Source organism: Pantoea sp. alder81, from assembly GCF_020179835.1.
Lineage (GTDB): Bacteria > Pseudomonadota > Gammaproteobacteria > Enterobacterales > Enterobacteriaceae > Pantoea.
Window position 1 is genome coordinate 1,010,904 of sequence record NZ_JAIUDA010000001.1, and the last position, 24,555, is coordinate 1,035,458.

Annotated in this window: 20 protein-coding genes and 1 pseudogene; 9 read left to right on the forward strand and 12 right to left on the reverse strand. The window is 48.7% G+C overall.

Translation table 11 applies throughout. The features are described 5' to 3' along the window. Positions 1-76: 76 nt before the first annotated feature. Positions 77-3,973 carry an ATP-dependent RNA helicase HrpA gene (hrpA, locus tag LBW88_RS04785; RefSeq protein WP_224928045.1) on the reverse strand — a complete coding sequence of 1,299 codons (3,897 nt, stop codon included), beginning with the start codon at positions 3,971-3,973 and terminating at the stop codon, positions 77-79. A 255-nt stretch (positions 3,974-4,228) separates the two neighbouring features. On the opposite strand from hrpA, the gene azoR reads away from it, so the two are divergent. Further along, positions 4,229-4,828 (forward strand): FMN-dependent NADH-azoreductase, encoded by a 600-nt coding sequence (gene azoR / locus LBW88_RS04790; RefSeq protein ID WP_224928043.1) that lies wholly within the window; start codon positions 4,229-4,231, stop codon positions 4,826-4,828. Positions 4,829-4,932: 104 nt separating this feature from the next. Here azoR and LBW88_RS04795 read toward each other — a convergent pair whose 3' ends face one another. Genes LBW88_RS04795 through LBW88_RS04805 form a run of 3 tightly spaced genes read right to left on the reverse strand, consistent with a single transcriptional unit; the run spans position 4,933 to position 8,068 of the window. Next, positions 4,933-5,253 carry a YdbL family protein gene (locus LBW88_RS04795; RefSeq protein WP_224928040.1) on the reverse strand — a complete coding sequence of 107 codons (321 nt, stop codon included), beginning with the start codon at positions 5,251-5,253 and terminating at the stop codon, positions 4,933-4,935. 11 nt (positions 5,254-5,264) lie between these two features. Continuing rightward, entirely contained in the window at positions 5,265-5,453 is a 189-nt protein-coding gene (locus LBW88_RS04800) for a YnbE family lipoprotein (protein WP_013509194.1), read from the reverse strand. Continuing rightward, on the reverse strand, positions 5,450-8,068 hold the full coding sequence (locus tag LBW88_RS04805) for a YdbH family protein (protein ID WP_224928037.1): 2,619 nt from the start codon (positions 8,066-8,068) through the stop codon (positions 5,450-5,452). The genes LBW88_RS04800 and LBW88_RS04805 overlap by 4 nt, the downstream gene beginning before the upstream one ends. 165 nt (positions 8,069-8,233) lie before the next feature. Between LBW88_RS04805 and LBW88_RS04810 the strand changes: the two genes are divergently transcribed. Beyond that, on the forward strand, positions 8,234-9,226 hold the full coding sequence (locus LBW88_RS04810; protein ID WP_224928034.1) for a 2-hydroxyacid dehydrogenase: 993 nt from the start codon (positions 8,234-8,236) through the stop codon (positions 9,224-9,226). A 16-nt stretch (positions 9,227-9,242) separates the two neighbouring features. Here LBW88_RS04810 and LBW88_RS04815 read toward each other — a convergent pair whose 3' ends face one another. After that, positions 9,243-9,515 (reverse strand): DUF333 domain-containing protein, encoded by a 273-nt coding sequence (locus LBW88_RS04815; protein ID WP_224928032.1) that lies wholly within the window; start codon positions 9,513-9,515, stop codon positions 9,243-9,245. 188 nt (positions 9,516-9,703) lie between these two features. On the opposite strand from LBW88_RS04815, the gene LBW88_RS04820 reads away from it, so the two are divergent. After that, positions 9,704-10,360 (forward strand): MgtC/SapB family protein, encoded by a 657-nt coding sequence (locus LBW88_RS04820; RefSeq protein WP_224928029.1) that lies wholly within the window; start codon positions 9,704-9,706, stop codon positions 10,358-10,360. Between the two features lie 136 nt (positions 10,361-10,496). Further along, positions 10,497-14,024, forward strand: coding sequence for a pyruvate:ferredoxin (flavodoxin) oxidoreductase (gene nifJ, locus LBW88_RS04825; protein ID WP_224928026.1), 3,528 nt, complete (start codon positions 10,497-10,499; stop codon positions 14,022-14,024). Between the two features lie 37 nt (positions 14,025-14,061). On the opposite strand, the gene LBW88_RS04830 is transcribed toward nifJ, so the two are convergent. Beyond that, complete coding sequence (locus LBW88_RS04830) at positions 14,062-14,262, reverse strand: DUF2767 domain-containing protein (protein ID WP_224928022.1); 201 nt, start codon at positions 14,260-14,262, stop codon at positions 14,062-14,064. Between the two features lie 714 nt (positions 14,263-14,976). Between LBW88_RS04830 and LBW88_RS04835 the strand changes: the two are divergent. The 4 genes and pseudogenes from LBW88_RS04835 to LBW88_RS04850 form a co-directional block, all read left to right on the forward strand. After that, positions 14,977-15,563 (forward strand): annotated as a pseudogene (locus tag LBW88_RS04835) (tyrosine-type recombinase/integrase); the annotation flags it as partial. Positions 15,564-15,992: 429 nt separating this feature from the next. Further along, a complete protein-coding gene (locus LBW88_RS04840; RefSeq protein ID WP_224928019.1) occupies positions 15,993-16,166 on the forward strand; it encodes a hypothetical protein in 174 nt (57 codons plus the stop codon). 34 nt (positions 16,167-16,200) lie between these two features. Further along, positions 16,201-17,355: a radical SAM protein gene (locus LBW88_RS04845; protein WP_224928016.1), complete on the forward strand. Its 1,155-nt coding sequence runs from the start codon at positions 16,201-16,203 to the stop codon at positions 17,353-17,355. After that, on the forward strand, positions 17,345-18,457 hold the full coding sequence (locus tag LBW88_RS04850; RefSeq protein ID WP_224928013.1) for an HEXXH motif-containing putative peptide modification protein: 1,113 nt from the start codon (positions 17,345-17,347) through the stop codon (positions 18,455-18,457). Before LBW88_RS04845 ends, LBW88_RS04850 begins: the two co-directional genes overlap by 11 nt. Before the next feature lie 238 nt (positions 18,458-18,695). Here LBW88_RS04850 and LBW88_RS04855 read toward each other — a convergent pair whose 3' ends face one another. The 5 genes from LBW88_RS04855 to LBW88_RS04875 form a co-directional block, all read right to left on the reverse strand. Beyond that, positions 18,696-19,370: an HNH endonuclease gene (locus LBW88_RS04855; RefSeq protein ID WP_224928010.1), complete on the reverse strand. Its 675-nt coding sequence runs from the start codon at positions 19,368-19,370 to the stop codon at positions 18,696-18,698. Continuing rightward, positions 19,363-20,595, reverse strand: coding sequence for an AAA family ATPase (locus LBW88_RS04860; RefSeq protein WP_224928007.1), 1,233 nt, complete (start codon positions 20,593-20,595; stop codon positions 19,363-19,365). The genes LBW88_RS04855 and LBW88_RS04860 overlap by 8 nt, the downstream gene beginning before the upstream one ends. An 818-nt stretch (positions 20,596-21,413) precedes the next feature. After that, positions 21,414-22,676 (reverse strand): translesion error-prone DNA polymerase V subunit UmuC, encoded by a 1,263-nt coding sequence (gene umuC / locus LBW88_RS04865; RefSeq protein ID WP_224928004.1) that lies wholly within the window; start codon positions 22,674-22,676, stop codon positions 21,414-21,416. Next, entirely contained in the window at positions 22,676-23,098 is a 423-nt protein-coding gene (gene umuD, locus LBW88_RS04870) for a translesion error-prone DNA polymerase V autoproteolytic subunit (protein WP_224928001.1), read from the reverse strand. Before umuD ends, umuC begins: the two co-directional genes overlap by 1 nt. A 472-nt stretch (positions 23,099-23,570) precedes the next feature. Then, a complete protein-coding gene (locus LBW88_RS04875) occupies positions 23,571-23,804 on the reverse strand; it encodes a DNA polymerase V (RefSeq protein ID WP_224927999.1) in 234 nt (77 codons plus the stop codon). Positions 23,805-24,259: 455 nt separating this feature from the next. On the opposite strand from LBW88_RS04875, the gene LBW88_RS26585 reads away from it, so the two are divergent. Beyond that, on the forward strand, positions 24,260-24,394 hold the full coding sequence (locus tag LBW88_RS26585) for a DUF2116 family Zn-ribbon domain-containing protein (RefSeq protein ID WP_414004117.1): 135 nt from the start codon (positions 24,260-24,262) through the stop codon (positions 24,392-24,394). 52 nt (positions 24,395-24,446) lie between these two features. Here LBW88_RS26585 and LBW88_RS04885 read toward each other — a convergent pair. Then, a partial coding sequence (locus LBW88_RS04885; RefSeq protein WP_131023897.1) for an IS3 family transposase occupies positions 24,447-24,555 on the reverse strand: 109 nt, incomplete at its 5' end.

The following is a 24,555-nucleotide window of genomic DNA, read 5'->3' on the forward strand; positions in this document are numbered from 1 at the left end:
GTTATTTATTACGCACAGTCAGCGATGTTTTCACTCACAAAGGCGCAAAAAAATTGCGCCTTTGTTGTTTTTGCAATCAGCCAATCTGTTCCATCGCCTGCACAATACGCTTATCAGAAATGGGATAAGGTGTGCCCAACTGCTGGGCAAAGTAGCTAATGCGTAACTCCTCCAGCATCCAGCGAATCGCCTGAACTTCAGCATCATCCTGGCGCTGTGGCGGCAGTTTATTGCGCCATGCTTGCCACGCCTGCTCTGTCGCCTGCACTTTCAGCATGCGCGCGCGATCGCTGTAAGGGTCGGTCGGCAATTTTTCCAGACGACGCTCGATACCCTGTAAATAGCGCAATGTATCGCCCAGGTGTTGATAGCCATTGCCGGTAACAAAGCCGCGGTAAACCAGACCACTCATCTGCGCTTTAATATCAGACAGTGCCAACGCCAGCGTCATATCGACACGGCCTTTCAGGAACTTGTTGATATTGAACACACTGGTCAGAATCTGCTCGACCTGTTTGGCGATGGTCACCACGGTTTCATTCAATTCAGCACGCACTTTGTCGCGTAGCTGCTCGAAGTTCTCCTGTTGCCACGCCGGTCCGCCCGCTTCCGCCATCAATTTATCGATACCACAAGCGATACAGTCATCAATCAGATCCAGTACTTTGCCGTACGGATTGAAGTACAAGCCGAGCTTGGCTTTGTTTGGCAGTTTCTCGTGCAGATATTTGATCGGCGACGGGATGTTTAACAGCAACAAGCGACGCTGACCGCGCCACATCATTTTCTGCTGCTCCAGTTCATTATCGAACAGGCGAATGGCAACACTGTCTTTTTCATCGACCAGCGCGGGCCAGGCTTTAACCTGATAGCTGCCGCGCTTCTGCTCGTAGCTCTGCGGCAAATCACCAAAGCTCCAGATGTGCAGTCCGCTCTGCTCCAGCCCATCATCCGCGACTTTCGACAGCGTTTCCTGCACCTTGCCTTTCAACACCTGCTTCAGTTGATGCAGATCTTTGCCTTCCTGCAGCTTGCGATTGTGTTCATCCACAATGCGGAAGGTCATTTTCAGGTGATCGGGCACCTGATCCCACTGCCAGGCTTCACGATCAATTGTCACGCCGGTCATGCGGCGGAACTCGCGCTCCAGCGCATCCAGTAGCGGTAACTCCATCGCTTTAACACGACCAAGGAAAGCTTCTGCGTAGTTCGGTGCAGGCACCAGATTGCGTCGCGTTGGTTTTGGCAGCGATTTAATCAGTGCAATCACCAACTCACGGCGCACGCCGGGGATTTGCCACTCAAAACCACCTTCTTCGACCTGATTGAGCAACGGCAGCGGAATGTGGACGGTAACACCATCGGCATCCGCCCCCGGTTCAAACTGATAGCTCAGTTTCAGCTTCAGGTTGCCCTGATGCCAGAAGTTCGGGTAATCAAGCTGGCTGACTTTATCGGCGCCATCTTTGATCAGCATCTGCTTATCAAAACTGAGCAAGTCAGGATTGTCTTTGCTCGCCTGTTTCCACCAGCTGTCAAAGTGGCGCGCGGAGACCACGTCAGCGCCGATGCGGCGATCGTAGAAAGCAAACAGCGTTTCATCATCGACCAGAATGTCACGACGACGTGATTTGTGTTCCAGATCTTCTACTTCACTGCGCAATTTCAGGTTGTTACGCAGGAACGCATGACGCGTCTGCCAGTCTCCTTCCACTAACGCGTGACGGATAAACAGTTCACGGCTGAGTGGCGCATCGATTTGGCTGTAGTTAACCTTGCGCGCCTGCACAATCGCCAGGCCATAAAGCGTGACTTTTTCTGTCGCCATCACCGCACCCTGGGCTTTCTCCCAGTGCGGTTCGCTGTAGCTGCGTTTGATCAGGTGCTGTGCCAGCGGTTCAATCCATTCCGGATCGATACGCGCGGCCACGCGGCCCCACAAGCGGCTGGTTTCCACCAGTTCCGCCACCATGGTCCACTTCGGCGGCTTCTTAAACAGGCCGGAGCCGGGGAAGATGGAGAAGCGGGCATTGCGCGCGCCGGTGAATTCCTGCTTCTCATTATCTTTCTGACCAATATGCGACAGCAAACCGGTCAATAAGGCGCAGTGGACTTCACGATAGGGTGCGGGCTCGCTGTTAACTGGCATGCCCTGTTCGCGCACCACCTGACGCAGCTGCGTGTAAATATCCTGCCATTCACGTACGCGCAGATAGTTGAGGAAGTCGGTTTTACACTGGCGGCGGAAATGATTGCCCGACAGCGCTTTTTGCTGCTCCTGCAGGTAGTTCCACAGATTCACGAAAGAGAGGAAATCCGACTCTTTATCGGCAAAGCGACGGTGTTTCTCATCGGATGCCTGCTGTTTTTCACTCGGGCGCTCGCGCGGATCCTGAATGGATAAGGCCGCGGTGATGATCATCGCTTCACGCACGCAGCCGAACTTTTGCGCTTCCAATACCATGCGCGCCAGACGCGGATCCACCGGCAATTGTGCCAGCTGGCGGCCAGAGGTAGTCAGCTTGTAGGTTTCATCCTCACTCAGCGTGATGGCGCCCAGCTCTTCCAGCAGACGTACGCCATCCTGAATGTTGCGCTTGTCTGGCGCTTCAACAAACGGGAACGCAGCAATATCGCCGAGACCGAGCGCGGTCATCTGCAAAATCACGGATGCCAGATTGGTACGCAGAATTTCCGGATCGGTAAACGCTGGACGGCTAAGGAAATCGTCCTCTGAATAGAGACGAATACAGATCCCTTCCGACACACGACCGCAACGCCCTTTACGCTGGTTAGCAGACGCTTGCGAAACCGGTTCGATCGGCAGGCGCTGCACCTTAGTGCGATAGCTGTAGCGACTGATACGCGCAGTGCCGGGATCGATGACGTATTTAATGCCCGGTACGGTTAGTGAAGTCTCGGCCACGTTGGTCGCCAGCACGATGCGGCGCCCGCTGTGTGACTGAAACACCCGGTTCTGCTCGGCATTCGACAGCCGTGCATACAGCGGTAAAATTTCGGTGTGCGGGATATCGCGCTTCATCAACGCATCGGCGGTATCGCGGATTTCACGCTCGCCACTCATAAAGATCAGGATATCACCGCGGCTCTCGTGACCTAACTCATCGACGGCGTCAAAAATCGCCTGCAGCTGATCGCGATCGGTATCATCCGCGTCTTCCACAATCGGGCGATAGCGCACTTCTACCGGATAGGTGCGACCTGAGACTTCAATTACGGGCGCATTATTGAAGTGGCGTGAGAAACGCTGCGGGTCAATGGTCGCCGAGGTGATGATCACTTTCAAATCGGGACGGCGCGGCAGCAACTCGCGCAGGTAGCCCAGCAGAAAATCGATGTTCAGGCTGCGTTCATGCGCTTCATCAATAATGATGGTGTCATATTGCAGCAACTGACGATCCTGCTGGATTTCCGCCAGTAAAATACCGTCGGTCATCAACTTCACTTGCGTCGTGTCGCTGACCTGATCGTTAAAGCGCACCTTATAACCGATAGTGCCTCCGAGCGAGGTTTCCAGCTCATCAGCAATACGGTTGGCGACGGTGCGCGCCGCCAGTCGGCGTGGCTGCGTATGACCAATCAACCCTTTCACACCACGCCCGAGCGCCAGACAAATCTTCGGCAGCTGGGTGGTTTTCCCTGAACCGGTTTCCCCGGCCACAATCACCACCTGATGATCGCGAATCGCCTCTGCAATCTCTTGCTGTTTCTGACTGACCGGCAGGTTTTCCGGGAAGGTGATGCGTGGCGTGGCCGCCGTACGCTGAGCGATACGCAGTTCAGCAGCCGCAAATTCGGCTTCTAATTCTGTGGCAATGCCCTGCTGCGCCGCAGGATTTTTTGCCTTCGCTGCGCCATGCAGACGGCGCTGCAAGCGCTGGCGATCGCGCAGCGTCAGATTATCGAGCCGCGACCAGAGCGGCGCCAAAGGGGAGGTTTGGGATGATGACATAGTAATGCGTTACCTGTTGTCGCGGCGAGCCTGGCAAAATGCGCTCTATACCGGCTGAAATTTCCCGGCGGATTCAATCAATTATTGCCCGGCATGATAGCACACTCTGGAAAACCTCACCTGACCGGACGTGCGACCTTATTCAATAATTTCGAACATAGGTCTCGAAATATTGCGCTTTTACCTCGCGGAGGAACTCCGTAGAGTGTAACGCATTGAGCGGTAAGCCAACCGCGTCACGCACAGGAAAACACCATGAGCAAAGTTTTAGTTCTGAAATCAAGCATCCTCGCCGGTTACTCTCAGTCAAACCAATTGGCTGACTTCTACGCTGAAGAAGCCCGCGCCAAAGGTAATGATGTTACCGTCCGCGATCTGGCTGCTCAGCCGATTCCGGTTCTGGATGGTGAGCTGGTTGGCGCACTGCGTCCTTCAGATGCTCCACTGTCTCCACGCCAGCAGGAAGCACTGTCCCTGTCTGACGAACTGATTGCTGAACTGCAAGCGCATGACACCGTGGTTATTGCTGCGCCGATGTACAACTTCAACATCCCAACTCAGCTGAAAAACTACTTCGACCTGATTGCTCGTGCTGGCGTGACTTTCCGTTACACCGAAGCAGGCCCGGAAGGTCTGGTCACCGGTAAACGTGCCGTGATCCTGTCCAGCCGTGGCGGTATCCACAAAGATACGGCCAGCGATCTGCTGACCCCATACGTGAAACTGTTCCTGGGCTTCATCGGCATCACCGACGTGAACTTCGTGTTCGCAGAAGGTATTGCTTACGGTCCGGAAGTGGCGACCAAAGCGGCTAACGACGCGAAAGACGCTATCAAGCAAATTGTTGCTGCGTAATCTTAAGAACGTGATGAATACCCGAGAATAATGGGTATGATGCCATCTTTGCCGGGCCTGAGTGCCCGGCTTTTTTATGGCTGTGACTCACATAATGATGGGTTTTACTTACGTAACCACTGCCCGTTAATGCCGCGCACATATTCCCCGCTACCCGCACGACTCACCAGCTTCTCGCCCGCAATACGTGCCACTTCGCTGGTGGTTAGATTGTTCTGCTGCGCGACGCGCTGATACTGCTGCGTGCGGCCATCGTTTATCCGCTTCACCAGCGCCAGGGTTTCATCATCCTGCTGGCGTGCCGCAACATAACCACTGAGTGTTTCACCCAGACGCCCCTGTTGGCGTGCTTCGTCCAGCGTCAGCGCCCAGGCTGAAGGCACCAACAGCAGCGCCAGCATTAATGCCATCGCTTTTGATTTCATCCTGCCGCTCCTCAAAACAGACCGCTCTGGTTTTTCAGCAGCGCTTCCACATCTTTATCTACCTTGATGTGGATTTCATGTTCGATCTTCACGTTCATATTGATGGTGATCGGCTCTTTCGGCGCCGCCACTTCAATACGCGGCACGCAACCGATCAGCGGCAGTCCAGCTGCCAACACCAGCAATGCCCTGAGGCTCATGGTTGGGGATCCTTCTTCGATGGCAGGGTGGCATTTTGTTCCACCCAGGATTGCAAATTATCGCCAAAGCGCAAACTGCGCCACAGCTGGAAAAGATTTTCCTGATGCCGATAGTTGAGGTTAATCGACTGCCGGCGATTACTAAACTGGCTGGTGCCCTTCACTTCCGACTGCATCGTGAGGTTGCCGAAGTTATCGAGGTCCAATGTGGCCCACGAACGGGAAATCTCCATGTAGCGCAGCCAGTCCATAGCGGCACCCGCAGCAAAGTTATTACTGACAATGGCATCGGCCATATCTTTATCCATGCGGAAGGTCAGCGGGCCGCTGTTGGCGATCCAGCCTTTTTCAATCAACCATTGCGGATTATTCACCCACAGCGGCAGCTCGCCGTTTACTTTGCCCGACATGGCGAACTGCTTGGGTTTGATCGCCGTGATCAGCTTGCTGAGGTTGATTTCACGCAGTGAAACGCGCGCGGGTTCATGCTGCGGCATGCGCAGTTCAGGCATGCTAACGTGGCCGCCTAAAAGATCGAGATTTACATTACTCAGCGTCAGCGGCTGGCGCTCTTGCCATGGATAGTGGCCCTGCAGATCGGCGGTAATATTCTGCAACGCAAACTGGTTTTTCACTTCGGCGATGCGCAGTGAAACCGGACCACGTAGGCCTAACTGCCACTGATGGTCTTTCAGACGGAACGGCAACGTAAAGTCGATGCCATTGATCTCACTGTCTGGCATCCACACACTGCCCTTTTTCACCGCCCAGAAACCACCGGCTTCGAAGCCCTGTTTCGACGCCGCAGAAAACGCCATTTGTGCCCGCAGTTCACCCGACTGAATGCGCATCTTCAAATCGCTGCTGAGCAACGGCTGAAACACCGTTAGTGATTGAGCTGGCCACCAGGCTTCACCGCGCAGACGTTCACCATCCCAGCGACCATGCACCCGCACCGGGCCAATATCCTCAGCGGTTAACTGCCCACGCCAGATAAAGCGACTCGGATCGCTGCCTTTGGCCTCGAAGCTCAATTCCGAAGGCGGCAGCCAGCCGCCATAGCTGAACTGCGTCTGACCTGACTTCAAGGTAAAACCACCGTTAAACGCCGGATGCGCGACGTCTCGCTGCCAGCGGACCGGTGCGGTTAGGGTCAGGCGCGGTTTATCAACCTGCACCATGCCATAGGCTAATTGATCAAAGCCGGTGTTGAGTGTGTCCAGACTGATTAACGTATCCTGCCAGCTACCCGTGCCCTTCACATCCCATTTGGCATTGAGCGGCTGCATCTCGCCATCGCCCCAGTATCGCCAGTTCCAGCGCCCGCTGTCTGGCCAGAAATCGCTGGCGCGGCCATCAAGATGCAGCGTAAAGCGCCCGAAACTGGGATCGTGAGCTTTTAGAATGGCTTGTAATCTGCCATTGATACCGCGCGAGGCAAGCGTCACGCCGGCTAACGGCCAGCGCGCTTCATCCACTTCCAGCGTCGACAGTAAGCGACCGCGCAAACGCAGCAGTGCACCTTGTTTAAGGCTGACCTGCGGGTCGGTCAGCATGCCGTGCAGCACACCCGGCATGCTGCCAAACAGTTGCAGATCGGCAAATTTACTTTCACCCGTGAGCTGGAACGGCAAGTTGCTGTCGGTCAGGCTCAGGTTGCCGGGTCCGATACTTAACACCAGATTACCCTTACCGCCACGTCCCTGAGTTAGCAGGTTAAATCGTCCGCTGACCTGGGTGTTTTCCAGTCCCTGTTGCCAGTTGTCCAGCGTGAGCGCCAAACCACCCGACAGCGGCTGATCGGCTTGTGGCCAGCGCCAATGTCCCTGGCTGATACGAATCTGCTGCGCATCGACCTGCCACGGTAACTGCAACAACGGCTGATCGTCGCCCTGCTGATTCACCACCAGCGTGCCCTGCTGCTGCTGCCAGTTAAGCGTCACCGCCAGCGGCTGCGGCCACTGCGCCAGATTGACATCACCGCTAAGTTCGCCTGCAACCGGTAAACCGTTGGCAAAGGTGGGCAGCGTCAGTTCACCGTGCAAATCGAGTGGTTTAGGAAGTAAAGGATGACTGAACTGAAGTTGTGCTATCTGCAGTTGTTGCCCCTGCAAACGCGCATCAAGCTGGAGGTTATCGCCCTGATAATGCAACTGCTGGACGCTTTTATCGAGGCTGAGATCAAAACGACCGGCATATTGCTGCCAGGGTAAAATACTCAGTTGCTCCAGATGGATATCGGCGCCCGGTAGCATCTGCTGCCATTCAGCCAGACTGCGCGGTGCACCGCTGGCATCGTTCTGCGGCAGAGCTTGCAGGCAATCGCTGTTGAGCTGTACGGCCTGCGCACTGAGCTGCCAGCGTCGATGTTGCCAACCCAGCGCCACATCTTTGACATTCGCCAGTTCGCAATCACCGGCCAGATAGCGTACCGCCGGAAAATGCACGCCGCCGTTATGCCAGCGCGGTGAACCAGTCAGTTCCACACGGGTATTTTCCGGCAGCCAGATGCCCGCCAGACGCGGCAGCCATTGCGTCAGCGTCAGCAGCAATCCCAATAGCAGCAGTATCAGCGCCAGTAGCGCAGCAAGAGTTCGACGGAGGCCCCGCGTCATGGCAGCTAACTATCCTGTTCTTTACGCAATCCTGACGGAGATGATGTCATGTTATGCCCGGCAAATGAAGGTGTTAGCTATATAGCCTGGCTGAAGATCAGCAAAATGATGCAGAAAACGTTATTCTGTGATGATACCGACATGACATTTTTCAGGAGCGAAACAATGAAAGTTGCGGTTTACAGTACCAAACACTACGACCAGAAATACTTTGAACACGTCAATGCCAACTTTGGATTTGAGTTGCAGTTCTTTGACTTCCTGCTGAGTGAAACCACGGCCAAAAATGCTGCGGGCTGCGATGCCGTCTGCATTTTCGTTAATGACGATGGCAGTAAAGCGGTACTGGAAGAACTGGCTGCGCTGGGCGTCAAGACTATCGCGCTACGCTGCGCCGGGTTCAATAATGTCGATCTCGAAGCAGCCGAAGCGCTCGGTCTGCAGGTGGTGCGCGTACCGGCCTACTCGCCGGAAGCGGTGGCTGAACACGCAGTGGGTTTGATGATGACGCTGAACCGCCGCATTCACCGCGCCTATCAACGCACGCGTGATGCTAACTTCTCGCTGGATGGCCTGACCGGCTTCAATATGCACGGCAAAACCGCGGGTGTAGTTGGCACCGGCAAAATCGGTGTGGCAACCATGCGAATTTTGAAAGGCTTTGGCATGCGCCTGCTGGCGTTTGATCCCTACCCAAGCGCGGCAGCCCAGGAGCTGGGGGCAGAATATGTCGACCTGAAAACGCTGTTTGCTGAATCTGATGTCATCACATTGCACTGCCCGATGACGCCAGAAAACCATCACTTATTAAATGCGCACGCGTTTAGCCAGATGAAAGATGGCGTGATGATCATTAACACCAGTCGCGGTGGTTTAATTGATTCGCAGGCCGCGATTGATGCGCTCAAGCAGCAGAAAATTGGATCGCTGGGGATGGACGTGTACGAAAACGAGCGCGATCTGTTCTTTGAAGATAAGTCCAATGACGTGATACAGGACGATATTTTCCGTCGCCTGTCAGCCTGCCATAACGTGTTGTTCACCGGCCATCAGGCATTTCTGACTGCCGAAGCCCTGACGGCAATTTCCGAAACCACGCTCAGCAATTTGCAGCAGCTTGAACGTGGCGAAACCTGCCCGAATCAGGTGAAAGCGTAAAGATGTGGCGCCTGCCTCAGCGGGCGCACTGTCCACCCATCAACGCCTGCTCGTCACAACGACGGCCGTTGGCTAACTGACACATGCCAATACGCGATCCATCCAGCTGACGTGAAAACGCCAGTGTTCCCCCGGCATTGTTGCAATTCACTTCGGCCATAGATGCCATGATGACATGCGGTTGAACGTGTGCTGCGGTAGCCTGTTGCGGTGGTTCATCATCACTGTTGCTGCTGCAGGCAGAAAGTAACAGTGCTGCACCGGCCAGCATTAAGGTAGCGGCTTTCATCGGTCGGGCTCCGGGGAGTTGGGCGTAAAAGAGGCACCAGCATATGTCAGGTGCCATCAGGGGTCGATAGGCGACACAGCTTTTTACAAAATTTATTATCGCCTTTTGCAAGCAGAATTATCCTGATTGGACCTGATAAACCTTTTCTGACCGAAACATTCCTATTTTTCAATGCATAAGGAGGAATCATGCTAACGGACATGTTAATCCGTATCGCGCTTGCTGGAATACTGGGTGGATTGATTGGCCTTGAACGTCAAATGCGCGCCAAAGAGGCCGGTTTGCGCACCCATATTTTGGTCGGTATTGGCAGTGCCATGTTTATGCTGGTGTCGAAATATGGCTTTTCAGACATGCTGGATAGCGATCATGTGGCGCTCGATCCCAGCCGAATTGCCGCGCAGGTGGTCAGTGGGATGGGCTTCCTCGGTGCCGGCACCATTATCATTCAAAAACAAGTGGTCAAGGGTTTAACCACCGCAGCAGGATTGTGGGTCACCGCAGCCATTGGTTTGGTCATTGGTAGCGGCATGTACGAGATTGGTATTTATGGCACGGTGTTAGCGCTGGTGGTGTTAGAAACTTTCCGTCGTATTAGTCACTGGTTGATTGGCCGACACCATACGTTGATGGTGCACCTTAAACCGAAGAGCGTGCCGTTGGTGTTGCTGGTGCTACAACGCGAAAATATCCGCTACGGTCATATCGCCGTGGTGAACCGGGATGAAGATAATGGCCTGTGTGAACTGAGCGTTGAAGTGACATTGTCACGTAGCGCCGCTATTCACACCATCTACGATAAAGTGATGGAAATCAAAGGCGTTCAATCCTTAGAAATGATGTAAAAATCGACAACCTTAGATGACAGTGCGTTCACCTGTCGCCAACACACAGATGAAAAAGTCTGGCCAAATCGCTTTGCTAAACTGAATCATTACCCCCGTAAACTTTCGGGTTTCTCAGCGTAGCAAAGGACGATTTATGATTACCGTCGACGGCAACGGTGCGGTGGCTTCGGTCGCTTTCCGCACCAGTGAAGTGATCGCCATTTACCCCATCACGCCCAGTTCCACCATGGCGGAACTGGCCGACAGCTGGTCTGGCGAAGGTCGCCGCAATATCTGGGGTGATATCCCTCGCGTAGTGGAGATGCAGTCAGAAGGCGGTGCCATTGCTACCGTACACGGAGCGTTGCAGACCGGTGCCCTTTCCACCACGTTTACGTCATCACAGGGCCTGCTGCTGATGATCCCGACGCTGTATAAACTGGCCGGGCAGCTGACGCCGTTTGTCCTGCACGTCGCAGCGCGTACCGTCGCTACACATGCTTTATCGATTTTTGGCGATCACTCTGATGTGATGGCCGTGCGCCAGACGGGTTGCGCGCAACTGTGTGCTTCCAGCGTGCAGGAAGCGCAGGATTTCGCGTTGATCTCTCAGATGGCTTCACTCAATAGCCGCGTGCCCTTTATTCACTTCTTCGACGGTTTCCGTACCTCACATGAGATCAACAAGATTGTCCCGATCAGTGATGAAACCCTGCAAGCACTGATGCCAGCAAAAGCGATCGCAGAGCATCGTGCACGCGCACTGACGCCGGATCATCCAACGATTCGTGGCACCTCCGCCAATCCTGATACCTATTTCCAATCGCGCGAAGCCACTAACCGCTGGTACGACGCCTGTACCGGCCATGTTGAAGCCGCCATGGAAGCGTTTGCCGCTAACACCGGCCGCCACTATCAGCCGTTTGAGTTTTATGGCCACCCGCAGGCTGAGCGCGTAATCGTGATGATGGGTTCGGGCTGCGGCACCGCCGAAGAAGCGATTGATGTTCTGTTGCAGCGCGGCGAAAAGGTGGGATTGGTGAAAGTGCGCCTTTATCGTCCGTTCTCAGCGGCGCATCTGATCAAAACGCTGCCCACTTCGGTTCAGCGTGTGGCGGTGCTGGATCGCACCAAAGAGCCCGGCGCGCTGGGTGAACCGCTGTTTCTGGATGTGATGACCGCACTGGCTGAAGCCTTTAGCCGGGGTGAACGCCCGACGCTGCCGAGAGTGATTGGCGGCCGCTACGGTCTGTCATCGAAAGAATTTGCCCCTGATGCCGTGCTAGCCGTGTTCCGTGCGCTGCTGCGTGAACAACCGCCTGCGCGTTTCACCGTGGGTATTTATGATGATGTCACGCATTTATCGCTGCCGATGGAGGCCAACATCGTGCCGAATCGGGCACGGCTTGAAGCGCTGTTTTACGGCCTCGGCAGTGACGGCAGCGTGAGCGCCAGCAAAAACAACCTGAAGATCATCGGCAATGCCACGCCCTGGCATGTGCAGGGATATTTCGTCTATGACTCGAAAAAAGCGGGCGGCCTGACTGTTTCCCATCTGCGTGTCAGTGAACATCCCGTCCAGTCGGCGTATCTGGTGCAGCAGGCTGATTTTATTGGCTGCCATCAACTGCAGTTCATCGATAAATATTCGATGCTCGATCAGCTTAAGCCGGGCGGCATTTTCCTGCTGAATACTCCTTACGCCGCTGATGAAGTCTGGTCACGCCTACCGCAGGAAGTGCAGAGCCAGCTTAATGACAAGCAGGCGCGGTTTTATGTCATCAATGCGGCACGTATCGCGCGCGAATGCCAGCTCGGTGCACGCATCAACACCGTCATGCAGATGGCGTTCTTCCAGTTGACGCAGATTCTGCCCGGCGACAGTGCATTAACCGAACTGCAAAACGCCATTTCCCGCAGCTACAGCAGTAAAGGCGAGGAGCTGGTGCAGCGTAACTGGCAGGCACTGGCAATGGCACAACAGGCGTTGGAAGCGGTGCCGCTGCAGGCGGTTGATCAGCACAGTCCGCATCGTCCGCCGGTGGTATCCGATAGCGCACCGGATTTTGTCAAAACCGTCACCGCCGCCATGCTGGCAGGATTAGGCGACAAATTGCCGGTGTCCGCACTGCCGCCAGACGGCACCTGGCCCGTTGGCACCACACAGTGGGAAAAACGCAACATCGCCGAAGCGATTCCGATCTGGCAGCCTGACCTGTGCACCCAATGCAACCACTGCGTAGCAGCCTGCCCGCATGCGGCGATTCGCGCCAAAGTCGTTACGCCTGAGGCCATGGACTCCGCACCTGATTCCCTCGCTTCTCTCGACGTCAAATCACGCGATATGCGCGGCCAGAAATACGTGCTGCAGGTGGCTCCTGAAGATTGCACCGGCTGTAATCTGTGTGTGGAAGTGTGCCCGGCCAGCGATCGCCAGCATCCAGAGATCAAAGCCATCAATATGCAATCGCGTCTTGAACATGTTGAAACCGAAAAAGTGAATTACGATGCGTTTCTTGCGCTGCCAGAAATCACAGCGGAACAACTGGAACGCATTGATATTCGCACCTCACAACTGATCACGCCGCTCTTTGAGTACTCAGGCGCCTGTTCCGGCTGCGGGGAGACGCCGTATATCAAGTTGCTGACGCAGTTGTATGGCGATCGCCTGTTGATTGCCAATGCCACCGGTTGCTCATCCATATATGGCGGTAATCTCCCCTCCACACCTTATACCACCAACGCCGAAGGACGCGGACCGGCATGGGCCAATTCCCTGTTTGAAGACAACGCTGAATTTGGGCTCGGTTTCCGCCTGAGCGTTGATCAGCAGAAACAGCGCGCGCTACGTCTGTTAGATCAGTGTGCGCCACAGTTGCCCGAAGCTTTACTGGCCGCATTGAAAGAGGAAAATGTCCTGCCCTCGGTTCGTCGCGAGCAAATAGTTGAACTGCGTCAGCAGCTGGCGGCTTCATCATCAGCCCACGCTGGCGAATTGCAGGTTATCGCCGATGCGCTGGTTGAGAAATCTGTCTGGCTAATCGGGGGTGACGGCTGGGCCTATGACATCGGTTATGGCGGTCTTGATCATGTGATGAGCCTGAGTGAAAACGTCAACGTGCTGGTTCTCGACACCCAGTGCTACTCCAATACCGGTGGACAAGCTTCCAAAGCTACGCCGCTCGGTGCAGTCACCAAGTTTGGCGAACAAGGCAAGCGTAAAGCACGTAAAGATTTAGGCGTTGCCACCATGCTGTATGGGCATGTTTATGTGGCCCAAATCTCGCTGGGCGCACAGTTGAATCAGACGGTGAAAGCGATTCAGGAAGCGGAGGCCTGGCCCGGTCCCTCGCTAATCATCGCTTACAGCCCATGTGAAGAACACGGATATGATTTGGCTTATAGCCATGAGCAGATGCGATTGTTAACCACCAGCGGGTTCTGGCCGCTGTATCGTTATGACCCTCGTCGTGCAGAGCAAGGTAAAGCGGCACTGGCGCTGGACTCTCGCCAGCCAACCTCAGTGCTGGAAGACGCATTGATGAACGAGCAGCGTTTCCGCCAGTTGCAAACCCGTGAACCGGAAGCTGCCGCGCAGTTATGGCAGGATGCGACCGAAGCCGCCAATCAACGCTATCAGCGACTGGCGGAAATGGCCGGTAAAGCAGAGAAAAGTGACTAGATGAAGCAAGCCCGGCGCACTGGCCGGGCTTAATGATTTAACAGGGTTTAAGCTGAATAATCGCCATCTCAACCGCACGATTGGGCGAGCCGGTTAATTCCCGATAACGCAGCTGCAGATTGCGCAACTCCGTCGCTACCACCTCTTTTTCTGTTGCTGATCCCCGCTGCGCCAGCTCGAGATAACATTGCCCGACTAGCCGGCACGCTTCTTCAAAAACCATGTCGTACGTTTGCATCTGCCTCTCCTCACCTTTAGAAACTAAAAAAAACACTTCATCCATCCTGTCAGGCAGCGATGCGCGCAATCTTTACCCAGATCAATAAATGGGCAGATTGTTCTGGCAAAGTGTGCGGTTTTATCGCAGGAATCCGTGAAAAGAGATCACATCAGACTGGCATTCGCGTGCGCAATCCGTACCATACGCACTCATGTCATAGGGGTTTATTGCCGCTGAAGCGTTATTCAGCCGCCAACGACCCTTGCGTTCATTCTCAAGCGTGAAAATAATGTCAGAAAATCAAGAAGTAACGAAGAAAGAACAATATAACCTGAAGAAATAAGATTGATTGTCTAAGTATCTGGCAACATTATATATTCATTTTAAATCAATTGGTTAGATTAACGCTAAAGTACGCAGTCATACTCCCAGCCCCATTTTCAATGCCCATTTTAGTGCCCTGATTTGGGTTTTTGCCCCTGTTTTTGTCCCCTGTTTCTCCATCCCTAAATAAAGAGTTAACCCCCCAGTTATTGCTGTTTAATCACAAGTGAATACATAAAATTCATTTTGTGGGTATATGCATTCAACTGACTAACTGTTTGCAGTTTAGTTGGTCTCACCAGCGAAGATCACGAATAAATTAACAGACAGCTTTGCATCGAGCCATTGATCTCACAGCCAATAGGGGATAACCATACTCAAATTTTCCACATTTCAGGAGTCTTGAGTATTAACACATCTCCGTGGAACAAAGACTGTGTCATCGGTCAAAAAAAGACCACTTCAGCTGTAGTATCCTAATCCTGCTTGAACTGGAGGGGAAAAACGCGCGGTTTAGCTGTTTTCAATATGACCCTGGACAGTAAGCTTCGAGGCTGTGATCTGGTCAAACTAAAAGTATCGGATGTTGCATATGGCAGCTGAGCTTTTTAGGCAGAACAACAGTGCTGCAACAGAAAACCGGTAGCCCTGTGCAATTTGAGATAACCAAAGGGACAAGAGAAGTTGGTGCTGCAATGATATAGCTTGGCAATTTGAACAGTAAAGACTTCTTGTTCCGGTCCCGGACTGGCCAGCACATATTAACCCGGCAATACAACCGAATCTTTCTTGGGTTGGTTGAAAAGCTTGGTCTCTAAGATTCGCTTTACAGGACACATTCCCTTAGAAGAACAAAACCTTACCGGATTTACAAGAAAACCAAGAATCTCCGGGTGAACCAACTTCTGTAGGGTCATAAGAAACTGGAAAGCACAGTCCGTCATCTGGGCATTGAACTCAATGATGCGTTAGAGATCTCTGAATCGATTGAAATCTTAGGTTGTCAGCGCTGCAACAGCAGCCCTGTGCCAGAGGCAGATCTCATAAGTCATTATAAAGTAATCAATAAAGAAAAATCGGGAAGGAAAAGGTAGTGCACTATAACAAAAATAATTCAGAAACCTCTTATCAATAATTCTTACTGACGTGCCAGACTAAATTTCTTTGTTTGTACGAGAGCAGGAGAAGGGTTACGCTTGATAATAACAATTATCCGTAAAACCGATATCATAACTATATGAATACTATATAAATATACTAACTGATGAAAGACATCGCTCTATAGTTTGAAAATGCAAGACGCTCAGAGCGTATAGTGACAACAGGAGTGCACCTACATTATTTTCGCATACACATTTGACAAAGTTTCATACTGAGATTATATCTTAAGTTAACTATCCACATTCTAATTTATTGGTGATGCTATGGTTGAGCCTAAAAAACCTCGCAAAATAGATCTTTCAAAAATTAATTTTGATGATTATGAAAACATTGACGTCCTAATAAAAAAACTTATTGAAGAACAAAAAAAACAATTAGGTGGTGATCAAACAGCTCATGCAAGTGATCATCGGAGTAGTCACACCAATCAAATTTAATTTATATTAAAATTTAATGTAACAAGGGGTGAGGATGACTGACTTTTCATTCCATATTAAAAAACCAACTCTTCACCAAGTTATTTTTAAAATTTCCCAGAAATGCAATATAAATTGCACGTATTGCTACGTTTATAACATGGGGGATAGTTCTTGGTCCCAACGAGAGAATTTTGCTAGTGATGAGATTGTTCAGGCCTTAGCAAATAAAATTAAAGAACATGTTGAATTCTATAACATGAAGACTTTTCATCTAGAACTGCATGGTGGGGAGCCTTTATTATATGGGAAAGCACGGCTACGAAAACTGCTTACAACTATGGATTTTATAGTTGGCAAACAAATCCTCAGATATTCAATTCAAACCAACGGATTGCTTCTGGATAGAGAGTGGGTTGATTTGTTTTCTGAATTTAAAGTTAATGTAGGCATTAGTATTGATGGACCTCCATCAACTTTCTCAAAAAGAGTTAATAGACGAGGACGGGACATTACTCAAAATTTATTAAATATTCTTGGGAATTTGCATATCACTAGAGCAAATTTTAAGCCAGGAGCACTAGCCGTCATTTCTGACACATCTGATATCTGTGAATTAATCGATTGGTTTCCCACTATAGGAATTTATTCTTTTGATTTACTACTTCCACTTGGGAATATTTTAACCCCGCCCAGCGGAATATCAGACCTGGCATCTTTAGAAGAGAAACTGATTAAAGGTTTCGAATACTGGAGATCTCTTGGTGAAGGGGCACCAAGAATTAGGTTGTATGAATTAATGATTAAAGGATTTCTTGGGCATGAGGTTTGCCTCGATGCACTAGGAGGCGATTTAACTAATTTGTGTGTTGTTGAGTCAAATGGTGCAATTGGAATGAGTGATGTAACTCGATTCCTTGGTGGTATATATTCTAGTGATGACATTAATATTAAAACACATAAGTTGGATGTGCATTCTGAACATTTCAAAGTTCAGGAATCACAAAAGCTTTGTGACACATGTAAAAATTGTGTTGTAGTGAATGCGTGTGGCGGGGGCTACATACCAGACCGTTTTGATGGTGTGAGCTTTAATAATCCGACATATTACTGCAGTGTTATGTATGGACTTGGGCAGCATATTTTAAAGTATATGCAACAGTCGATTCCTGAAAAGGCTTGGGTGGAGGGGGTGAATCGTGTTGGATAGTTTATTATCTTGTGCTAGCCCTTTTTCAGAGCAAAGCATTCATGACACTCTATTAAATAGGAAAAGTTCCTTTTCTATAGTATTGGCTCAAAATTTATTGCAAAACCTTAAATGTCACCAAGTTCCCCTATGGGTTATAGAAGCTCTAATTTGTATTTCTGATCGGTCATTACCAAATAACAGCAACGCATGGGCACCTGAGATACCCTCAATTCTTCAATGGTTGGCAGATACAACCCTAGAGCCTCCATATTTCAAAATAGAGTTATATGCCGTTAGATTATCAGGATTTTGCGTGCAAGGAAAATTTTCTAATACAGCCTCTCCAGGCTTTGGTTCCTTTAATGGAATTCCTGCTAGATATTTAAAAAATCAGGAGTTCATAATAAAACAAAACACGATCACATTTAGAGAAACAATAAATGAAAACCACGATAATGTTCATAAAATATCGACATCAATGTTTCTTGGTGATGCTGTTGCATTTAAAGAAACTATCAACAATGGCTATGACACATCATCTAAGCTTACGATTGGGAATTTTAATGAACTAGACATGCTAAATAGGCTCGCTATAAATGAACTAACCTCTACAGGAGTGTTGGCAGAGTGGGTGACTTCTGCAATAACAAGTTTATACGTCACCGAGGCCGAAAAAAACTCTTTCAGTTCTGGTAGTTGGGATAAGCATTGTGGGCTTTCCTATTGTTCACTTCGGGACGAGGTATTCCAACTGGCCGACATATTACTTCATGAAGCATGCCATCAAAATTTTTATTTTATCAATTTGAACAAATGTTTGCATGAAGATGATGGCATTCTCAGATTATCTCCGGCTGTTAATTTACCTCGACCGATCTGGGCAATTTTACTTGCATATCATGCATTTTCTAACGTGTCTATATTTTACTATAAAGCAAACTATCTACAGGATGAAATGAAAATAAGACATGCATTGAAAAATTTTGATTATGCTGTTAAGGCGGAGGAAATCCTCAATGATTATATATTTACTGAGCAGGGTGCTAAAATTTTCTTTGAGAGTTTAAAATCGATATTTTCCACTGTAAAAAATGCTTACCTAGATATGAAGCATCTTTAAATAAAACCTCATTCTTATTAAATTTATTACAAATAAAAACAATCACCACCCCATCATGGACTGCTAATTAAATAATTGAATGTGAAATATTCGCTTAATTACATACGTTCCCTTCACCATCTAATACAGTATTTCTTTATATAAACATATAGACAAACCAGACCATTTTCTTTCAGTGAACTATTCGATACAAACATGATTGGAATTTAAAGAGTGCGCGCTAAGCGCACCTTCTAAGCTAGAATCCCAGTTCTTGCCTTAAGTTTGGATGCCTTCTTTTTAGTATTACATCACTAATAACATGCCATCTCCAAAAAATTGAGAATGGGTAATTGCTTGAGCACATTATCGCTAAAGATTGTTTTGCAGCAATCACACTCTCAATTGAACTCAACCTTTGGGCCAAGACATCCCTTAGTGGTCTAAAGTTATTAAGCTCCACTAAAATCTTTTCCATCAAACTCTCTTTAGAGATTTTTCTTAAGCTAGTATTCTCTAAATTAAAACATTTACTTAGAAGCAGAACTGTGTTTTCAACTTGCACAGAGGGATTTTTTGAATGAGGTCTAATAACGATCTCACCGACATCAGCATTACCAGCAAAATGTACTATTTCATCTGAAACGTTAATTGCTGAAACAGTACAATCGAGAAGATTTATATGATTAGTACTTTTAATGCCATTACATCGACGGCAGACAAAAAACAAATTATCCCAGCCAAATTTTAATGCTTTATTTTTGTTATGTGGCACAAAATGCTCCACTTCGGGATCGGATATAGAACCTTGTTCACATAAATAACATTTATCATGAAAAATCAGGCGTAAAGCGTCAATTACATCTTGATCTTTGTAGGTTCGATTTAAAGCTAGACTAGTAGGGGCAGGATAGGAACGAGTGACATTAAACATTATCTTGTTCCTCTTTCCAGTCTATAAATTTCGATTTAGCACCTAAAAATGTCGCCTTGGCCTTTGGATTTAAAAAATCCATATTTTCTTCCAAAATGGATATGATTGAATGAAATCTTGAATTATAAATATCTTTTTTACTAAGCGTGCTTAATTCGTTTAACAAACCTTCGAGCTCATTTGAATTTGTGGTTTCCCCAAGCAAACCTTTAATGATGGAACTATAAGAATAAATGGAAAGATCTTCCATTTTTTCATTCTTGGATAGATTATATATTATTGCATCAGATACTGATTGGACCACAAAAGGAGAGTGAGTTGAAATTATAAACTGAATATCTTTAAAGCTTTCCGATAAAAAATTAAATACTTTCTTTTGAAGTGTAACATGCAAATGCGCATCAACTTCATCAATAATAACAATCCCTTTTATTTCATCTTTTCTTCTGTTGCTTAACTCAGAAACCATTATTAGCTCTGCATATATTGCAAGGATAGATGAATAACCTGAGGGGAGATGACTCAAGCTGAACGGGTCTTTATTCTTTTGATTGATTTCCATCCTTAATTTTTTTCGATTGAATGACAACAACAAACTTTCATCTTCGAATAAACTTCTAAGATCATACTGTATTTTTTGAACTATACCATTTACACGATTATACTCTTCAATCTGTTCTGCCCCCTTTTCAAGGAGGGCATAATTGCTCATTGAAACCAAATAGGATTCGAAATAACTGCTCGTAGATTGAAAGTTTGAGTTATTACTTTTGAACCTTTCAAACAGGCTATCTATGCTAGTTAAAAGATTATTTCCATCACTATTATAAAAACGCCCAGCCTCGAAAAATCTGAATATAATCTCATTGTTTTTTATACTTTGGATAAAGGATGTACTTGAGGATAGCGTTACATCAAGAACATTTTTTTCGTCAAGAAGGCTTTTGTAATGACTGATGGCATTGAGAATATTATTATGTTCTTCAGTATCAATCTTGAATTGTTTCAAGTGAGAATTATGATCATCAATCAATTTATTCAGGCTTTCTGATGTTTGATATTGACCTCCTTGGAATAACTTATTTAGACTGCTCTGTAACGCCTTTAAAAATTTGGTTTTCCCAGCCCCGTTGTTACCAACGATGATCAGATTCTTACCATCTATTATTATTTTTCTGCGACCAGCATTTGTTTTTTGAGCAATGCTTCTTATATATTTAGCCATATTAACTCCAAATTAAAATTTTTGCGTAAAATTTACCATTACATCATTTAAATACTTCTTAACACTTAAACCAAAAATTCCCGTCTAAATTTATATTTTTTCATATTGCACGTTATTGAAAAACAAAAAAAAGAGTTTCGCTCAGTAAAAAATCAAGGCTCTTTTAATACGTCTAATTCTTGAATCACAGCTCTTTATTACCTTCGATAATTTGCCCTACTTTTTCAGGTATCTAAAAGAGGCAACGCTTTGAACTGAACCAATGGAATTACTTGCCAGAAATAGGTAATATCCAATGGGGCACAGAAGGCGACATTATCTAAGATAATACGAAACTCTTTGTGATTTTCAACGTACTAAAATCTGTTAGCAACAATGGCTATAATAATCAACAGTTCCATCTACTATCCTTGTTTTTTTCAGTCATTCCATCCTCCCTTGCGCACATAGTATCACGCACCTGCTGATTGTTAATGTCCACGTTAGCCGAGTCGTAAAGATCCGTGATGAACCCACTTAGCACTAACTGACTGAAATCAATACAAATTTATTTTTACTTAATTCTATTCAGTACGGATAACATTCTATTAAGAAATTCAATCACAAACCGCCTAATGCAACAAGCGCTAATGGCTCCGAGGTTTACCGTAAGTATTTGCCGAAATATTGAATGGCTACAAAAGAATACAATTTGATAAGGACTACTTATTATCCTAATTGCTTCTATCAATCAATCACTTTTAGTTGAACTTGTTTAGTCCGATACTAATTGGCTGCTCTCCATTGATGATGCTGCAATGCTGACGATTTAACCTAAATCATCTTGCAATAGGCAAGTCCGAAAACCTCGTAGTGTAAGCCGGCGACAGCATTTCCCGCTTCATGGCCCATGTTTTCTGCACTCCCTGTCCTGCAAACCATAATTTCCCCTTCCCGCTCTGATTGAGGCCATCAACTACGCGCATCAGCGCTTCACTGTTGGCCTGTGGCTTAAATTCGTCAAAGAGATTGAGCTGCGAAACGCCCTGGCTGTAGAAATCCCCGAGCATCACGCCGGCTTTCATAAAGCGGCATCCATCGAGCCAGATGCGATCCAGTGAATCCATGGCCACGCGGATAATGTCACGCGTGTCGTTGGAAGGTGTCATCAGCGTGCCCATGGCCTGATTACCGTAAAACGTCTCCCCTACCGCGTGCGGACTGGTTCGGACGAAAACGGCTATCTGCCGGCAGTATTGTCGTTCACTTCTGAGCTTTTCGGCAGCGCGCTCGGCATAAGCACACACAGCCTGACGCATATCCTGATATTCCGTTATGCGGGAACCGAAAGAACGCGAACAGACAATCTGCTGTTTCGTGGGTGCGAACTCCTCCAGTTCGAGGCAGGGTTCACCGCGCAGCTCTCTTACGGTGCGTTCGAGCACAACGTTGAAATGTTTGCGTATGATGTACGTGCTTTGCTCGGACAGGTCTTTCGCGGAGATGATGCCCATCGCATTGAGCTTTTTGCTGATGCGCCGGCCAACACCCCAGACATCTTCAACCTTCACCAGCTCCATCAACCTGCGCTGGCGATCGACGTTCGATAAATCCAGCACGCCGCCGGTCTTCGTCCATTTTTTGGCGGCATGATTGGCCAGCTTGGCCAGTGTCTTGGTCGGTGCGATACCGACGCCGACCGTCAGGTGCGTATCGCGCTTCACGCGCGCGCGAATTTCCCGCCCGTATTCTTCCAGCACACGGCAGTTTCGAACCCCGGTCAGGTCCATAAAAGCTTCGTCAATGGAGTAGATTTCAACTGAGGGCGCCATATCTTCCAGAGTGGTCATCACTCTGTTGCTCATGTCCGCGTACAAGGCGTAATTGGAACTGAATACGTGAACTTTATGACGCCTGAACTCGTCTTTGAGCTTGAAGTACGGTGCCCCCATAGGCAGCTGTAGGGCCTTCGCTTCTGCCGAACGCGCGATAACACAGCCATCGTTGTTGGAGAGGACAACTACCGGCTTGCCACGCAGGTCCGGTCTGAACACCGTTTCACAGCTGGCGTAAAACGAGTTCACATCCACCAGGGCAAACATTAACGGCCCATCGTCTTAATGGAGTGCCGGACAACGCCGAAGATTTCAAACTGGTCGGCATCAGGGATCAGGATGATAGCGTGTGCAGCATTCATGGGTTTGAGATGCAGGAATGGCCGGGTCATCAGTTGCTTCACGGTGAACTCGCCGGAAATCGCGGCCACGATGATATCCCCATGCTCCGCGGTGACGGAGCTGTCCACCACCAGCATGTCGCCATCATTAATGCCACCCTCAATCATCGAATCACCACTGACCCGGATGAAGTAGGTCGAGCTGGGGTGGCTGACCAGCAGATTGTTGAGGTCGAGTCGCTGCTCAACGTAGTCCTGCGCCGGCGACGGAAAACCACATGGCACGCGGGCAATGAAAAGCGGCAACTCAAGAACAGCGCGGATTTCCGCTGGTCTGAAAAACTCCATGATAATTGCCCTGATAAATACTGTATATATAAACAGTAATCGTAAACAGCACAATCGATCAAGTCAGGCAGAAAGACTTTTTCCAAACGCGTTGTTGGTAAAGGGGATTTAATTTGAGGTGTACGGGAGGCTGTCAGCCTGGGTGGATAGCCATGAGCGCAGGGGGTGATAGTTTTGGTGCATTTTTCAGGCCGTCATAAACCAGGGAAAATCAGCAGCAAACGTAGCCGCTTCGGTTAAGGGTCTGAAATTTAATTTATTAGTCGCTGATTAATATGACTTATTAGAAATTAATGGCACATAATCACTTTCTTTAATGCATCCTACCACCCGTATTATGTTGGTCTATGGTATGTGGGTCAGTCACTTACTGGCAGCAAAGCACACAGGATGCGTTTCATACGAGAGAGACATTCCTTAGCCACTGCTTTTTGCCCGCCTTGTGCGGGCTTTTTTTTTAAGATGCCATGTCTTAACCATTCGGATTGAACAGTTGAAACATGCGTTCCTCCCCCTCCCTGGTTGATATGTCACGGAAAGTTGTCGTATGCATCTCAATCCATTTGTTGGCGGCGCGTAATGAATAACGCCAATTCATACGATCAAGCTCTTTGACGAAGTCGAGTGTGCTGATGGTGTAACGGCCAGCAGCATCACGCTTAACCGCCTGCCTGAAAGCCAATAGAATTTCGTAGTCGCGTGGCATTTAGATGCCCCTAATAATACTGTATATAATAACAGTATTATTGAGGTGCAGATGCGGATCAAGTCGTTCCATCGGAGTGTTTTGTAAGGCTGTTGAATGCTATAGGAATTTAAATATGGATAGGTATTTCGATTGCTGGCAGGTCAGACTTAGGACATCCAGATTGATCTTTGGGGGGCGGGCATACTGTGGTGGGCAATGAACGATATCATGCCGCCAGGGAGACGGGTAACGCAGTGAATCGTATTCAAATCAAGCCTTAAGCCCCAAACCTGTGTAATTGAACTATGCTGTGAGGCTGGACATTGAATGGCAATACAGGACTGAGGCTAACAAACCCTCTTTAATACAACGAAATGACTATAAGGATCTCGATTATGGATGATGTGGACCTGGCTCAGGAACGTGAAGCAGCTCATCTGGATGCCTCTCTATCTGCCCGAAAGCCACCTCTAATGAGCCGTAATGGTTACTGTATCTGGTGCACTGATGAGGCAATCGTTGCTAATACCGCTTTCTGTTCCGCGGAATGTGACGAGGACTATCATAAGCATCGGCGTGAGATGAAGCAGAGAATTACGGGTGATTAGGCAACTTGATGAGACATTCATCAAAAACTGTAATTGAATCGCCACGGATAATCTAGACACTTCCGAGCCGTTGATAATACTGGTTTTCATATTCTGTCGGTGACATCTGATCGCTAGAACCATGCCGACGCTTACTGTTATAAAACATTTCGATGTAATCA

Coding starts and splice junctions, on each gene's coding strand:
- hrpA (WP_224928045.1), bottom strand. CDS start 3,973: ATGTCATCATCCCAAACCTCCCCTTTGGCGCCGCTCTGGTCGCGGCTC.
- azoR (WP_224928043.1), top strand. CDS start 4,229: ATGAGCAAAGTTTTAGTTCTGAAATCAAGCATCCTCGCCGGTTACTCT.
- LBW88_RS04795 (WP_224928040.1), bottom strand. CDS start 5,253: ATGAAATCAAAAGCGATGGCATTAATGCTGGCGCTGCTGTTGGTGCCT.
- LBW88_RS04800 (WP_013509194.1), bottom strand. CDS start 5,453: ATGAGCCTCAGGGCATTGCTGGTGTTGGCAGCTGGACTGCCGCTGATC.
- LBW88_RS04805 (WP_224928037.1), bottom strand. CDS start 8,068: ATGACGCGGGGCCTCCGTCGAACTCTTGCTGCGCTACTGGCGCTGATA.
- LBW88_RS04810 (WP_224928034.1), top strand. CDS start 8,234: ATGAAAGTTGCGGTTTACAGTACCAAACACTACGACCAGAAATACTTT.
- LBW88_RS04815 (WP_224928032.1), bottom strand. CDS start 9,515: ATGAAAGCCGCTACCTTAATGCTGGCCGGTGCAGCACTGTTACTTTCT.
- LBW88_RS04820 (WP_224928029.1), top strand. CDS start 9,704: ATGCTAACGGACATGTTAATCCGTATCGCGCTTGCTGGAATACTGGGT.
- nifJ (WP_224928026.1), top strand. CDS start 10,497: ATGATTACCGTCGACGGCAACGGTGCGGTGGCTTCGGTCGCTTTCCGC.
- LBW88_RS04830 (WP_224928022.1), bottom strand. CDS start 14,262: ATGCAAACGTACGACATGGTTTTTGAAGAAGCGTGCCGGCTAGTCGGG.
- LBW88_RS04840 (WP_224928019.1), top strand. CDS start 15,993: ATGGTTGAGCCTAAAAAACCTCGCAAAATAGATCTTTCAAAAATTAAT.
- LBW88_RS04845 (WP_224928016.1), top strand. CDS start 16,201: ATGACTGACTTTTCATTCCATATTAAAAAACCAACTCTTCACCAAGTT.
- LBW88_RS04855 (WP_224928010.1), bottom strand. CDS start 19,370: ATGTTTAATGTCACTCGTTCCTATCCTGCCCCTACTAGTCTAGCTTTA.
- LBW88_RS04860 (WP_224928007.1), bottom strand. CDS start 20,595: ATGGCTAAATATATAAGAAGCATTGCTCAAAAAACAAATGCTGGTCGC.
- umuC (WP_224928004.1), bottom strand. CDS start 22,676: ATGTTTGCCCTGGTGGATGTGAACTCGTTTTACGCCAGCTGTGAAACG.
- umuD (WP_224928001.1), bottom strand. CDS start 23,098: ATGGAGTTTTTCAGACCAGCGGAAATCCGCGCTGTTCTTGAGTTGCCG.
- LBW88_RS04875 (WP_224927999.1), bottom strand. CDS start 23,804: ATGCCACGCGACTACGAAATTCTATTGGCTTTCAGGCAGGCGGTTAAG.
- LBW88_RS26585 (WP_414004117.1), top strand. CDS start 24,260: ATGAGCCGTAATGGTTACTGTATCTGGTGCACTGATGAGGCAATCGTT.